8 protein-coding genes are annotated in these 14,386 nt (G+C 35.8%); 4 read left to right on the forward strand and 4 right to left on the reverse strand.

Annotated elements, in window-relative coordinates; genetic code table 11:
* Nucleotides 1-74 precede the first annotated feature (74 nt).
* Nucleotides 75-2,540: a ribonucleoside-diphosphate reductase subunit alpha gene (locus tag AACY93_RS04715; RefSeq protein ID WP_286854596.1), complete on the forward strand. Its 2,466-nt coding sequence runs from the start codon at nucleotides 75-77 to the stop codon at nucleotides 2,538-2,540.
* An 80-nt stretch (nucleotides 2,541-2,620) separates the two neighbouring features.
* Here AACY93_RS04715 and AACY93_RS04720 read toward each other — a convergent pair whose 3' ends face one another.
* Nucleotides 2,621-4,924 carry an inorganic phosphate transporter gene (locus AACY93_RS04720; RefSeq protein WP_007647651.1) on the reverse strand — a complete coding sequence of 768 codons (2,304 nt, stop codon included), beginning with the start codon at nucleotides 4,922-4,924 and terminating at the stop codon, nucleotides 2,621-2,623.
* Between the two features lie 72 nt (nucleotides 4,925-4,996).
* Nucleotides 4,997-6,199, reverse strand: coding sequence for a porin (locus AACY93_RS04725; protein WP_286854597.1), 1,203 nt, complete (start codon nucleotides 6,197-6,199; stop codon nucleotides 4,997-4,999).
* 384 nt (nucleotides 6,200-6,583) lie between these two features.
* Here AACY93_RS04725 and AACY93_RS04730 point away from each other — a divergent pair, with 384 nt between their 5' ends.
* Nucleotides 6,584-6,940, forward strand: coding sequence for a hypothetical protein (locus AACY93_RS04730; RefSeq protein WP_007647653.1), 357 nt, complete (start codon nucleotides 6,584-6,586; stop codon nucleotides 6,938-6,940).
* Nucleotides 6,941-7,011: 71 nt separating this feature from the next.
* Here the strand turns inward: AACY93_RS04730 and AACY93_RS04735 are convergent, their stop codons facing one another.
* Together AACY93_RS04735 and AACY93_RS04740 are read right to left on the reverse strand one after the other, a co-directional pair.
* Entirely contained in the window at nucleotides 7,012-8,196 is a 1,185-nt protein-coding gene (locus AACY93_RS04735) for a multidrug transporter (protein WP_286854598.1), read from the reverse strand.
* A 50-nt stretch (nucleotides 8,197-8,246) separates the two neighbouring features.
* Nucleotides 8,247-11,060 carry a TonB-dependent receptor gene (locus AACY93_RS04740; RefSeq protein WP_286854599.1) on the reverse strand — a complete coding sequence of 938 codons (2,814 nt, stop codon included), beginning with the start codon at nucleotides 11,058-11,060 and terminating at the stop codon, nucleotides 8,247-8,249.
* 233 nt (nucleotides 11,061-11,293) lie between these two features.
* On the opposite strand from AACY93_RS04740, the gene dgt reads away from it, so the two are divergent.
* The gene (gene dgt, locus AACY93_RS04745) at nucleotides 11,294-12,637 is read left to right on the forward strand and encodes a dGTP triphosphohydrolase (protein WP_287006118.1); all 1,344 of its coding nucleotides are present in this window, start codon (nucleotides 11,294-11,296) and stop codon (nucleotides 12,635-12,637) included.
* Nucleotides 12,638-13,018: 381 nt separating this feature from the next.
* Nucleotides 13,019-14,386 (forward strand): PA domain-containing protein (locus AACY93_RS04750; protein ID WP_339611300.1); only part of this gene is annotated, 1,368 nt, incomplete at its 3' end.

Genomic DNA, 14,386 nt, shown 5'->3' on the forward strand with positions numbered 1-14,386 from the left:
CTTTAAATGTGCTTGAGCCAATTAATTAATCTATTTTCTGAAAAGCGTGTCAGAAAATTAAAAACCTGTAAAATATGTATGTAGTAAAAAGAGACGGCAGAAAAGAACCAATGATGTTCGATAAGATTACAGCTAGAGTAAGAAAGTTGTGTTATGGCTTAAACGAACTGGTAGATCCAGTAAAAGTTGCCATGAGAGTGATTGAAGGACTTTACGATGGGGTAACCACCAGTGAACTTGATAATCTGGCAGCCGAAGTAGCTGCAACCATGACAACGGCTCACCCAGATTACGCACGCTTGGCTGCAAGGATTTCTGTGTCTAATTTACACAAAAACACAAAAAAATCATTTAGTGAAGTCATGCACGATTTATACGTGTATGTTAACCCAAGAACAGGAAAAAAAGCACCATTGCTGTCTGATGAGGTGTACCAGGTTATTATGGATAATAAAGAGAAATTGGACTCTACCATAATATATAATCGCGATTTTGGTTACGATTATTTCGGTTTTAAAACCCTGGAACGTTCTTATTTACTAAAATTAAATGGAAAAATTGCCGAACGTCCACAACACATGCTCATGAGAGTTTCGGTAGGAATTCATCTAAACGATTTAGATGCAGTTATTGAGACTTACGAACTCATGTCCAAAAAATATTTTACACACGCCACACCAACCCTTTTTAATTCAGGAACGCCAAAACCACAAATGTCTTCTTGTTTTCTTTTAACTATGAAAGAAGATAGTATAGACGGAATTTATGATACTTTAAAGCAAACGGCTAAAATTTCACAATCTGCAGGTGGAATAGGTTTGGCAATGCACAACATTCGCGCTACCGGAAGTTATATAGCAGGAACCAACGGAACCAGTAATGGCATAGTGCCTATGTTACGAGTGTTTAATGATACGGCACGTTATGTAGATCAAGGCGGAGGAAAGCGTAAAGGAAGTTTCGCCATTTATTTAGAAACCTGGCATGCAGATATCTTCGACTTTTTGGATTTGAAGAAAAATCACGGAAAAGAAGAAATGCGCGCAAGGGATTTGTTTTATGCCATGTGGATTTCCGATTTATTTATGAAACGTGTCCAGGAAGATGGACCATGGACCCTAATGTGCCCAAACGAGTGTCCTGGTTTGCCAGAAACCCATAGCGAAGAATTCGAAGCCCTTTACTTAAAATATGAAGCAGAAGGCAAAGGCAGAAAAACTATAAAAGCCAGGGAGCTTTGGGAGAAAATTTTAGAATCTCAAATAGAAACAGGTACACCTTACATGCTGTACAAAGATGCTGCCAACCGTAAATCCAATCAAAAAAATTTAGGAACCATACGTTCTTCGAATTTATGTACAGAAATCATGGAATACACCTCTCCAGATGAGGTTGCAGTATGTAATTTGGCATCTATAGCCTTGCCAATGTTTATAAAAAACAACGAGTTTGATCATAAGGAGTTATTTAAAATTACCAAACGCGTTACTAAAAACTTGAACAAGGTTATAGATAGAAACTATTATCCAGTTAAAGAAGCCGAAAATTCCAATTTCCGTCACAGACCAATAGGTCTGGGGGTTCAAGGTTTGGCAGATACTTTTATCAAGCTTCGCATGCCTTTTACCAGTGACGAAGCAAAAAAACTCAATCAGGACATATTTGAAACACTTTATTTTGCTGCTGTTACGGCAAGTATGGAAGAAGCGCAAAAAGATGGACCTTACCAAACCTACCAAGGCTCACCAATTAGCAATGGGGAATTTCAACACAACCTGTGGGGAATAAAAGACGAAGAGTTGAGTGGCCGTTGGGATTGGGCAAAATTGCGCAAAGAAGTTAAAAAACACGGGGTAAGAAACTCGTTGTTGGTGGCTCCTATGCCAACGGCAAGTACCTCGCAAATATTGGGCAACAATGAGTGTTTTGAGCCATATACCTCAAACATATACACACGTCGTGTGTTATCTGGTGAATTTATTGTGGTTAACAAACATTTGCTGGAAGATTTGGTGGAACTAGGATTGTGGAACGATGGTTTAAAGCAAGACATCATGAGAGCCAATGGCTCTGTACAAAATATAGATGTGATACCTCAACACATTAAAGACCTTTACAAAACGGTATGGGAATTGAGCATGAAAGACATTATAGACATGTCTCGACAAAGAGGCTATTTTATAGATCAGTCCCAGTCCTTAAATCTGTTCATGGAAGGTGCAACCATGGCTAAGCTAACCTCCATGCATTTTTATGCTTGGAAGAGTGGGTTGAAGACAGGCATGTATTATTTAAGAACCAAGAGCGCAGTAGATGCCATTAAGTTTACCTTGGATACCAAAAAGAAAGAAGAACCAGTAACCAACATTGTTGAAGTAGATGAGACATTAAAGGCACAACAACAAAAAGCTGCTAAAACAGCCGAAACATTTAGCCAGCAAGCTAAAGACGTGGAGCCTATGTCTGCCGAAGAAATGAAAGCTTTAATTGCTCAGGCAAAAGAAGCAGAAGGTGATGATTGTTTGATGTGTGGATCTTAAATTAATTCAATTAAGTGTTATAAAAAAAGCATCTCAATTTGAGATGCTTTTTTTTGTTTTAGTGTTTATTATAATGACATTTAATCTGTGTTCTCTTCTGAAATTTTAGCAGGCTTTATGGAACTGTCAAAAGCACCATGATATTCTTCCAGGAGATTCATAATGGCAGCCAGTAAATCTTTGGTCTCCAAGAGAATACTAAAATACAAAGTTGTGTTTTTAGGACTTGATTCTTCGTTTCTAGTACGTTCTACCTGTTTTTGAATTTTATCGGTAACTAGAGTGACAATTTCTTTCTTTCTATTTAAAACAACACCTATTTCTTCAAAAGAACGGGACTCAAAAGCTTTTCTGGTATTGTTGAACAGTCTTTCAAAACGTTCATCAACTTCCTTCAACTCTTTAATTTGGCTAAATTTAAGTTTTTTATGGTTGTTGTTAACGTGTTTGTGGCTCACTTTGGTAATGTATTCCAAAGATTGGGTAATATCTTGTAGATATCCCAAAACGTTTATATAAAAACTGCTGGCAGCTACGCTGGATTCATCCAGGTTCTTAATAAAATAAAAAATATGGTCTCTCAATTCATCTATTTCATCAGATAGTTTGATGACTTGTTTTTTATTCTTTTTAAGTAAAGACAAATCTTGTTTGGCAAGACCGTTAATGGCATTGGTGTAAATTTTATTTCCACGTTTAATAACATGGGCAATATTGTCTGCACTTTCATGTATCACTCCTTGAATAGAGCTGCTTTCGGCACGTGTTAAACTATCTTCGGCTTTATTGGTGTCAGATTTCTTTTTATGTGAAATATAGCTTCTTACAAGTAAAATGGTAGCCAGCAATAAGAATATTGGGACCATGACTTGTACGTTCCAGTTTAAGAAATACGCAATGATGGCTGCAGATATAAAGGCAATAAAAGCTGTAAAGAACCAACCACCAATTACGTTTAAAACTCCAGCAACCCTGTATACAGCACTTTCTGCTCCCCAGGCTCTATCTGCCAAAGAGGTACCCATGGCAACCATAAAAGTAACATAGGTTGTGGAAAGTGGTAGTTTCATAGATGTTGCAATAGAAATCAAGACAGCTGCAACCATTAAGTTAATGGCAGCACGAACCAAATCGAAGGCTGGCAACTCATAGGTTTTATCCTTTTTTAAAGAAATGACAGGTTTTTCAAATTGTTTTTCAATTTTAGCTTGCCAAGATTCCGGTAAAATATATGAAGACATTTGGGAGCCTAAAATAGCAAACCTCACAAAACCTCGCGAAAGGAAGTTAGGTTGAAAGCGTTCTTTGGTCTCTTCTTGACTGGATAAATCCAAAGAGGTTTTAACAACAGCCTTCGCTTTGCTTGAAAACCATAAGGTGACAACCATAATTAAACCTGCTGCAACCAACAAATAGGTAGGTGTTGGTACTTTGTCTGCCAAAAACCCCATGCTAAAAGCATCGGCAGCAACTCCAGAGTTAACCCATGTGGAGTAAGATAGCCATCCAGCAATAGGAACACCTATAAAGTTTACTAAATCGTTTCCAGCAAAAGCCAATGCCAAAGCAAATGTTCCAACCAAGATAATTAACTTATAGATGTTCACTTTTGCCAAGCTAATTAATAAATAAGATAACATAGACCAGAACAGCATGCTTACGCTAACAATCAGTAATACGTGGTTCTCCAAATAGCTATTAACGGTTTCTCCATTTAAAATTCCGAAAGGTTCTTTTGCAAAAGACATTCCTTTTAAACCTTTCATAAAAATAAAGTAAGTGATGGAAGTTAAAGCCAAGCCTCCAAATATGGCTCCAACCCAATTGGATTTCTTTTCAAAATTATAAGAAAGCCATAACCTGGCTATCCATTGCACGATAGCACCTACTGTGAATGCGACAATGACAGACAAGAGAATGCCAAAAATAATTTCGGTGGCTTTGGATGTGTTTATATATCCAATTACTTCAGCAAAACCACCACCATCATTCCCAACTTTAATTAAAGCCATGGCTACCGAAGCACCTAGAAGTTCAAAAACAATGGATACAGTGGTTGAGGTTGGCATGCCAACTGTATTGAAAAAGTCCAACAACAAAATATCTGTAATCATGACAGCCATAAAAATGATCATGATTTCATTGAACATAAACTCATGAGGATTAAAGATGCCTTTTCTGGCAACCTCCATCATGCCACTGGAGAAAATGGCTCCCACAGCAACGCCCACACTGGCAACAATCATGATGGTTTTAAAAGAGATGGCTTTAGAGCCAATAGCCGAATTTAAAAAGTTTACGGCATCATTACTTACACCTACCACCAAGTCTGCAATGGCCAAAACAGCCAGAGCAACAATCATTAATAAGTATATATTTTCCATTAGTTAGTTTTTAATTAGATAGTGCAAATATCTATAGTGTTTGTATTAGAAATGTTATCTAAATGTTATTATTTAAAAGTGTATATCAAATTGAAGCCTGTAAGCTAAACGACTGTTTATGTTTTCAGTATCCACATAAGTAAAATCTGTTTGTACTTTTAATTTGTGTCCTACTATATATTTTGATAAACCCAGCGTGTATTCATTTACCAAACTCTCACCAGTAATACTTTTGCTTAAATCTACATTGGAAAATCGACCAGCCACTTCCCAGTTTGATTTAAATAAGTAACCAGCTTGCAGATTGACGGCATTTCCAACTTGAACTACTTGTCCTGTTGGCGTACCATCTGTTTCCTTTGCTACTGGGTCTTCAGCATCTCTATTGGCATATTCTCCCATAAAAGAAAAGCCTTTGTGCTTAAACATGGCATCAACAAACAAGGTAGTGATATTCGTTTCGTAAAATCCGTTTTCAGTTAGCATGTAGGAGCCTTGATTGCTTCTGGTTTTAACAGCGTTATTGTTGAAATCGTAAGTGATACCAATGGCCAGTTTAGGGGTTTCAGGTCTGCTTAAAGAACCACCTATGTAGTCCCCTTTGTTTGGGAATAAGCCCAAAGGTAAAAACTCCAAATGGGCAGTGTATTGAAATCCACCTATATTTCCTGTGGTGACGTTTCTGCCTTCGCCTTGGGATATGGCAAGGGCTTCCCGAACAATAAAGGTATCTGTTAAATTGAAATGATGTCTGAATTGAATCCCTAAATCCCTATCTATATTAAAACCAGCATTTAAAATAGATCTATCCACAAACTGAAGGTTTCCTGAAGAAACAATGCGTTCCCTATTTCCAGGAAGTTTTGCTTGACCAAACCAAAGTTCAAAATTTTTGTAAAAATTCCATTTCATAACGGCATCCAAGATAAATCTTGGGGTGTTGCTGGTGTATATGGAAGAGCCTGACATATCTCTATTGGATAAGCCTAGCTCTATTTTGTATTCTAGTTTTGGAGTTAAAGCATAGCCATCAAATTTTAACCTGGCGCGTCTTACTAAAAAAGCAGCTTCACCATTTGTTAACTCTCCATGATCGTTTTCCCAACTGGCAAGTGTTAAAAATTGCATTCTGGCACCAACTTTCATGGTCCAAGAACTGTCTTTCCCCACTATGTTAAAGATGCCTTTACCAAACTTAGTAGAAGGGATTTCTTGAGCATTTACCATAAAGGAAGTAGATAGTAATAATAAAATTACCGTTACTTTAAATTTCATATTTAGGATTCTAGTTTTTGTCGCTGCAAAGAACTGACTTTAATGTTAAATTAATGTTTCCTAAATATTAAATTTAAAAATAGAACAAAAGGCTGCTTTGGCCAGAAGCAGCCATAGAATTCATGATAATTTAGTCGACAAAAACTAATAGATTATATGAAATTACTAATTATGTCTCAAGACATAGCAAATTTGCTAATTAATTATGGTTTGAATGTAATGTAAATATTAATTAATTATTAAATGAGTCTTAATATTTTAAAAATTATAAAATACTGAATAACAAATTCTTATAGCTTTAATGTTAATTTAATGTTATTTAGATGTTGCTAAATTGTTAATTATTGTTTATATTTGAGATATAATATAAAAACCCAAATAATTATGAAGAAATGTATTTTCTTTATTGCCTTTTTAATTACAGCTGTTTCTTTTGCGCAACAAGAGCGCGAACTAAAGCTTAACAAGGATACTAATTTAATTGAGGTTACTTACTATCATGACAATGGAGCTATAAGTCAAACAGGTACTTATACTTTAGACGGTAAACTTCAAGGTAAATGGTTAAGTTTTGATGCAGAAGGCAATAAATTAGTTTCGGCGAATTATGATAATGGGAAGAAAGTCGGCAAATGGTTTTACTGGTCAGGTAAAATTTTAAAAGAAGTAGATTATAGTAACAATGCTATTTCGAGTGTTAGTGAGTGGACCAATAAATCTACCATAGCACTACGTGATTAAACAATGTATATTAAAAAACAAAAAAGCATCCTGTTTAGGATGCTTTTTTGTTTTGTGACCAATTCAAATTGTTATTCAACAGTCCAACTTGCTCCCCAAGTTGCGTAATCGGTTCCTGTTCCATTACCATCGCCAGAGATAAAATCTGCTTCAGTAAAGGTTTCACCTGTATCGTTTTGCATTTTTTCAATAACATCAACAAAAGTAGCGTCTACAACATAAAGGTCACCGCTCAATACACCAGCACCTGTTGGGTTGTCACCAGCATCACCATCTAAATCAAAGGCTTCTTCAAAACCTTCAATGTAGATATTGTTAAAGATACCTTGTGTTCCAGCTCTTAATCTGATAGCTTCATTACCAGTTGTAGAGCCGTTGCCAATTATGGTTAAATTGTTTACTGTAGGTTTAGAGAAATAACCAGCGGCATTACTAAAATCGGTATTGTATCCGTCAGCCTCTATCCCTTTATCGTGATCAGCACCATGCTTAACATAAGCATTTGTAATAGTTCCTGTATAGCCTTCAGTCCAGTCAATAGAGTCATCTTGAGCGTTAACTACAGATACATAGCTTGCATTAACTGTACCACCAAAGAACTCAACACCATCATCTTTTCCTTCAAAAGCTTGAATGTACTCAACAATTGTACTGTTTCCTACACCGTAAAAGGAAAAGCCGTTGTTTTCAGATTGGCCATCAGCAGCACCACCAGAGTATTCAACACGTACATAACGAATGGTCCCAGAATCATCAGCAGCATTTGTACCACCAAATGGTAAACTAGCAATTTCTGAAGTAGAAGTAGCAGAACCTGTTACGGAATTGATAGGGGCTCTTCCTAAAATAATCAATCCACCCCAATCTCCAGCAGCTGGGTTAGCAGCACCAGACGTCATAACAATAGGGTTTGAAGCCGTACCGTTAGCAGTGATTTTGGCGCCTTGAGAGATAGCAATGTAAACATCAGCACCAGAAGCTTCAGCTTCAATAGTTACACCTTCATTAATGATAAGGTTTGTTCCAGAGGCCATGATTACAGGGCCGCTAATAGTGTAACATTTGTTGGCTTCTAAAACTAAATTAGAGTTAAATACAGCCGCAGGTATGGCTTCGCAACCATCTGTTGGAGTGTTGCCGCCACCATTATTGTTTATAACGCTATTGTCATTTATTACAATATCAGCAGTGTCATCAGTAGTACAAGAGAATAGCATTGAAATGATTGCTAAACCTAAAATTAAATTATTTTTCATTGTTTTTGAGTTTAATTATTGTCTTTAAAAGTTTATACTATTTATGGTTGTTAAAAATTATACTTTAGTTGAAGCCCAATGTCCATTCCACGTTTATAATTGGATATACCATTACCGTTTGCTGAGTTAACCACGATATCGCCCAAAGTAGTTTCTCTAACATATTTTATGGTTGGATTCAATAGGTTTTTGATACTTAAGTTCACCTCAAAATTCTTTTTAATGTTGTTTTTCCAAATAAAGTCTAGAGTAGGGACGCTTTTTTCAACTATGTTACCTAGCTGTCCGGAGCCTAAAGCATCTATTCTATCAGAGAAATAGGAAAACACTAAATTGGCAGTTGGTTCATATTTTTCAAACTTAGGTGAGAAGCTTAGATCAGCATTGATAAGCAGTGGTGATGCACCTTGAAGCTCATCTTTGGTTTTTTCAAAGCTCACATCGTAAAAATCACCATCTATTTGTGAATAAAGATCTTGTTCTGTGTGCATGTATGTGGCATTCAAACCAGCTGATAGAACCGTATTATCGTCAGCATTTTTAAGAATGTCTTTTCTAACTTCTAACTCAACACCATAAACCGTTGCCTTGTCACCAGTTCTAAAAAAGCGCTGTGTACCTGTGGCATCTGCACCAACGACTAAGTTTACTGGGTCATTGATTTCTTTGGCAAACACACCCAAGGAGAAAATTTCGCTTTTGCTGTAGAACCATTCATATTTAAGGTCTAAATTGAAAATTTTAGAAAAACCTTTATTTAATAAGTCAGGGTTACCACCAATTTTAGTTGAAATGTTTTCATAAACAAAAGGGGCTACTTCCTTAAATTCAGGAATAGAAACGGTTTGACTGGCTGAAAAACGTAAGTTTTGGTCTTCATTTAAAGCATATTTTACATTTAAGCTAGGCAACAAAAAGTTTTCGTGTGAACCGATTTCGCCTTCGCCTTGAGTACCTAGGTTAATGACATCAAATCCAATTTTTTGACTTACAGATTCTAATCTTACTCCTGGCACAAACAACCACTTTTCACCAACTTTGATTTCGGCATTCAAATAACCAGCATAAATGTCTAGATTCCCAGAATAAGTGTTTTCTGGCAAGCCAGGTCTGTTGGTGTTGGATTGTCCTGGAATGGTATTGATTACCTTAATTTCATAAATACCGTTACTGCCTTGGTTTATGTTAAGATTATTAAGGTTAAATACGCTGTTTAGGTTATTTACATCTGCTATGGCATAGTCAGAGTCTACTATGTCATAACCATAGCGAATATTTTCAAAATTACGCTCTTTGCTTCTACCATTGTAACCTAAATTGAATTTTAGGTTTTCAGTAGCTGAATAGGCAATATTTGCTCTACCATTATATTCTTCATCTTCAATATTTTGGAAGTAGCGTTGGTTGTCAAAATCTACGTTACTATAAAAGGTTGGATTGGTATTTGAGTCATTATCCAATGCAAAATGATAGTTTTCAATACTTACCCTTTTTCTGTCTGGTTGGTCGGAGAAAACAGTATTGACACCAAAGCCCCAATCTACTTCAAACTTATCAGACTTATGGTTGCCCAAAAGTTGGTTTACAAATATTCTGGTTTGATCAAACTGAACGTTCATTTGGTAAAATCCTTTGTCTGTATTTAATATGGCATCTCGGTTTCTACCGTTACCATCCATACCAAAGTAGCCAACAACATCTGATGAACTGTTTATGAATAATGAATTGAATTTTAAGGTATTATTTTCATCAATTCTATACTTTAAATTACCCATAACGGTTGATGTGGTACCGAATTCATATTCTTCAGCACTGTCTATATACGCCTTTTTCTCAACTAAAGTATAATCCGTATTTGTACCTTTTCTATATTGAAACTCATTTTCGTAAGATCCAGTTAAAAAGACACTTAAGCGAGAATCATTTTTAAAGTCATAACTCTTACCAATTGATGCTCCATAACCAACATTAATTGGATTGCCAGCCGTTTCAGGGTCAAAACCATGAGATAAGATAACAGGAAAAGGATTATGCTCATATCTTCCATAATAACCGAAATATCCAGTGCCTTCACTCCTTACAAAATCTTTGTCAACGGCATTGGTGTTAAATCCAGATCCCACAAAAGCATCAACATAAAAATCTCCAGAATAGTTCTTTGAAGTTATGTTAACATTACCGGCAGAAAAGTCGCCATAAAAACCAGTTGAATAAGCCTTGCTTATAGATACATTCTCAATAATGTCTGAAGAGAACAAGTTTAAATCAATATTTTTTTTGTTAACATCGTTTGACGGTAACGAAAGTTCATTCATGGTTGTATTTAAGTAGCGGTCTCCCAAACCACGAACATATACGTTGCTTGAGCCCTCTTGTTTTGATACACCAGAGATTTTTGAAACAGCACCTGCAGCATCACCGACCCCTTTTCTGGATAACTCTTCAGCACCAATACTTTGTTTAATTTCAACAGCTTTTTTCTGTTCAAGTAAAAGCGCCACTTCACTTTCTCTTTTGGTTGTAGTGGTAATGACTACTTCATCCAATGAGGCAGCGCTAGCAGACAAAGGCACATTGATTTCCGTAATCTTTCCAGCCTCAATAGTGGCTTCAATCTCCTGGGTTTCATAACCAACAAAGCTAAATACAATGGTATAGGTTCCGGGTTCAATATTTTCAATGCTGTATAAACCGTCAAAATCTGATGTAGTTCCTTTAATAGTTCCTTTTATTAAAACATTTGCAAAAGGTAAAGGGTCATTATTGAAATCTTTATCTGTAAGTTTACCAACCAAAGTTCCTGGGTTTTGGGCTTGTGCAATTGCAGCTGTAAATACAAATAATAATATAAATATGTGTCTCATTAGTTTTAGTAAAATTTGATGTGGCAAAGAAACCTTATTCATGTAAAGTCAAGGTTATTTACAGGTTAAACCTAAATCATATAACTGTTAGTTAAATGTTATGAAAATGTTGAAATACTTTTTTCAGGAAATAATTTCTTAACATAAAACGTAATAAAATTGTTTATATCTGCTTTTAAAAAGAGAATTTTAAAATGTTGAAAAATGTATCTTGCAGCAGTTAAATAGGAATTATGAACTGGGAACAATTACTCTCCTTAAAACGATATGGAGATATTAATAAACGCTTAAGAAAAGAACAAGACGAAACCAGGTTGGGTTTTGAAGTGGATTACGATAGAATTATTTTTTCTTCTGAATTTAGAAGCTTACAGGGCAAAACCCAAGTCATTCCCTTATCCCAAACAGATTTTGTACATACCAGACTAACCCATAGTTTGGAAGTTAGTGTCGTAGGTAGAACACTTGGTAGAAAAGTAGGAGCAAAACTTATTGAGAAATATCCACATCTACAAACCATTCACGGATATCAGGCAAACGATTTTGGTGCCATTGTTGCAGCAGCAGCTCTGGCACATGATATAGGAAACCCACCTTTTGGACATTCTGGGGAAAAAGCCATTGGAGAATTTTTTAAAACAGGACAAGGTCTGCAATACAAAAGCCAATTAACAGCCAAAGAATATCAAGATTTATGCGATTTTGAAGGAAATGCCAATGGGTTTAAAATAGTTACAGAAAGCCGATCTGGTAAAGAAGGAGGCTTGCGTTTAAGTTATGCCACACTTGGAGCTTTTACAAAATATCCTAAAGAATCGTTACCAAAAAAACCAACAAGCCATATAGCAGACAAAAAATATGGTTTTTTTCAAAGTGAAAAAAACCTGTTTCTAGATGTGGCAACCGAATTGGGCCTTTTAAAAACAGGTTCTAAAACAGATTGTAGTTTTGCAAGGCATCCCTTAACTTATTTGGTTGAAGCTGCAGATGATATTTGTTACACAATTATAGATTTTGAAGATGGCATTAACTTAGGGCTTATTCAAGAAGAATTTGCGTTGGAATATTTAATTAATCTGGTAAAACACTCTATCAATTCCAAAAAATACCATAAACTGTCTACCACGCAAGATAGAGTAAGCTATTTAAGGGCTTTGGCCATCAACACCTTGATTCAGGAAGCAGTGGAAATATTTTTAGACCATGAAGAAGACATCCTTAACAATAATTTTTCCACAGGTTTATTGGATAAAAGCAAATATGAAGCCCAAATAAACGATATAATTAACATAAGCATAAAAAACGTTTATAAGTCCCAAGAAGTGATTGATAAAGAGATCGTAGGATACAAAGTCATCAGTACGCTTTTGGATGTGTATTCAGCAGCAGTTATAAACAAATCCTTAAACCAAGCTTCAAATTATGATGCGCTGCTTTTAAAGAGCATACCAGAATTGAATTATTGCGAAAGCAATTCAACGTATCAAAAATTGTTAGGTGTTTGTCATTATGTTTCGTTACTGTCCGATAGCCAAGCTATTTTAAAGTTTAAAAACATACAAGGGATATCATTGTAAATAGATTCAGCACTAAATTGCATTTTATCGAAAAAACATTGCGTTTAATCGGTTGTTTATGTATGTTTACCAAACCGAAAACTAATTCTAACTAAACATGAAAAAAAATCTATTAGGAGCTTTAGTCATCATTTTCGTAGCATTTGCTTGTTTCTTAGTCCTGAAAGAGCTGAGTAGCCCAGCAACTTCAGAAGTTGATACCCAACAATATTATGCAGATATGGAGTAGACTTCACTCCTTATTTAACCTACTTTAAAGTTAAAATCTATTCAATTTGTTATAATAGCATGAAAAATAGCTTTTTAACTGTTAAATAATGCTTGTGTTTTTTGAAATATATAATAATTCAGTTATTTTAGCCACAATTAAAAAAAACACACATGAAAAAAAATTCCCTATTAATTTTTAGCGTTTTGCTGGTTGCATTAGCCGTTTTTATGTTTATTGAAAATGAAGATGGTGCTACAAAAAATGAAGAAGCTTTGACTTCAGTGGCAGAACTGAAAGAAAAGCATAAAGAACATTTAGAGAATCATCCTTTTAAAGAAGGTTTGTTATTGTCTAAAAAAGAAAGAAAAGCAAATAGGATGCCTCCAAAAAAATATTTTGAAGAACAATGGATTTTAACCATGAATCCAGAGTTAGGGAGGCCAACATCGAATAAAGTTCTTGAATTGCAACAAGAATTATTAGCCCAAAGAAGAGATGATTTAATTAACGGACGAGTTCCAGGAGATGCTTTGGATAATGGTTGGTTGGAAAGAGGTCCAAACAATGTTGGAGGTAGAACCAGAGGATTGATGTTTGATCCCACAGATGCATCAAACAATACCGTTTTTGCTGGAGGTGTAAGTGGTGGTTTATGGAAAAATACCAATATATCCAGTGCAAGTAGTGTATGGACCAGAGTGGATATACCAGAAAATTTAGCTGTTTCAAGCATTACTTACGATCCAAACAACCCTAGCACTTTTTATGTAGGAACAGGAGAGTCTTATGTTGGTGGAGATGTTAATGGAAATGGCTTATGGAAATCTACAGATGCAGGAAATACATGGACCAATGTTTTTGGAGGGATTACAGGGACTAGCTTCTTTGTTTCAGCTTCCAATATTACAGTAAACTCACCAAGTGGCATTGCAGGAAATTATCAATCTTACCCAACCACTAATTTTGGGTCTGAAATCACATCAACCATAACAGCAGATTTTGTTTTAGCAAATGACCCTTCTGGGGTTCCAACCTTAGCATGTAACTCTTTTGGGCCAAGTGCAGCTGGAAAAATTGCTGTTATTAGAAGAGGTGATTGTGCGTTTGTTGACAAAGTTTTAAATGCACAAAACGCAGGAGCTATTGGAGCCATAGTCATGAACAATGTTCCAGGGGAACCTGTTCCAATGGGTGGTACAAATGCTGCCATTACTATTCCCTCGGTAATGATTAGTATGGCTGATGGTGATTTGATAGAAGCTGCAATGGCCTCAGGAACCGTTAATGGATCATTAAACCCTACTTCAGGAGATTTTACAGCCATGGTAGTGCCAGGGGTACAACATATAAATGATGTAAAAGTTAGAAACAACAATGGTGTTTCAGAAATATATGTTGCAGCAGCAGATGCTGTATATAGTTCTTCTAATGCTTCTACTATTATGGGAGGGTTAACTTATGGGTTATACAAATCTGTGGATGGAGGAGCGAATTGGGTAGAAATAAACCTTCCATTAACAGCTAATGGACACAAACAT

Origin of the sequence: uncultured Xanthomarina sp. (genome assembly GCF_963971605.1) — a bacterium.
GTDB lineage: Bacteria > Bacteroidota > Bacteroidia > Flavobacteriales > Flavobacteriaceae > Xanthomarina > Xanthomarina gelatinilytica.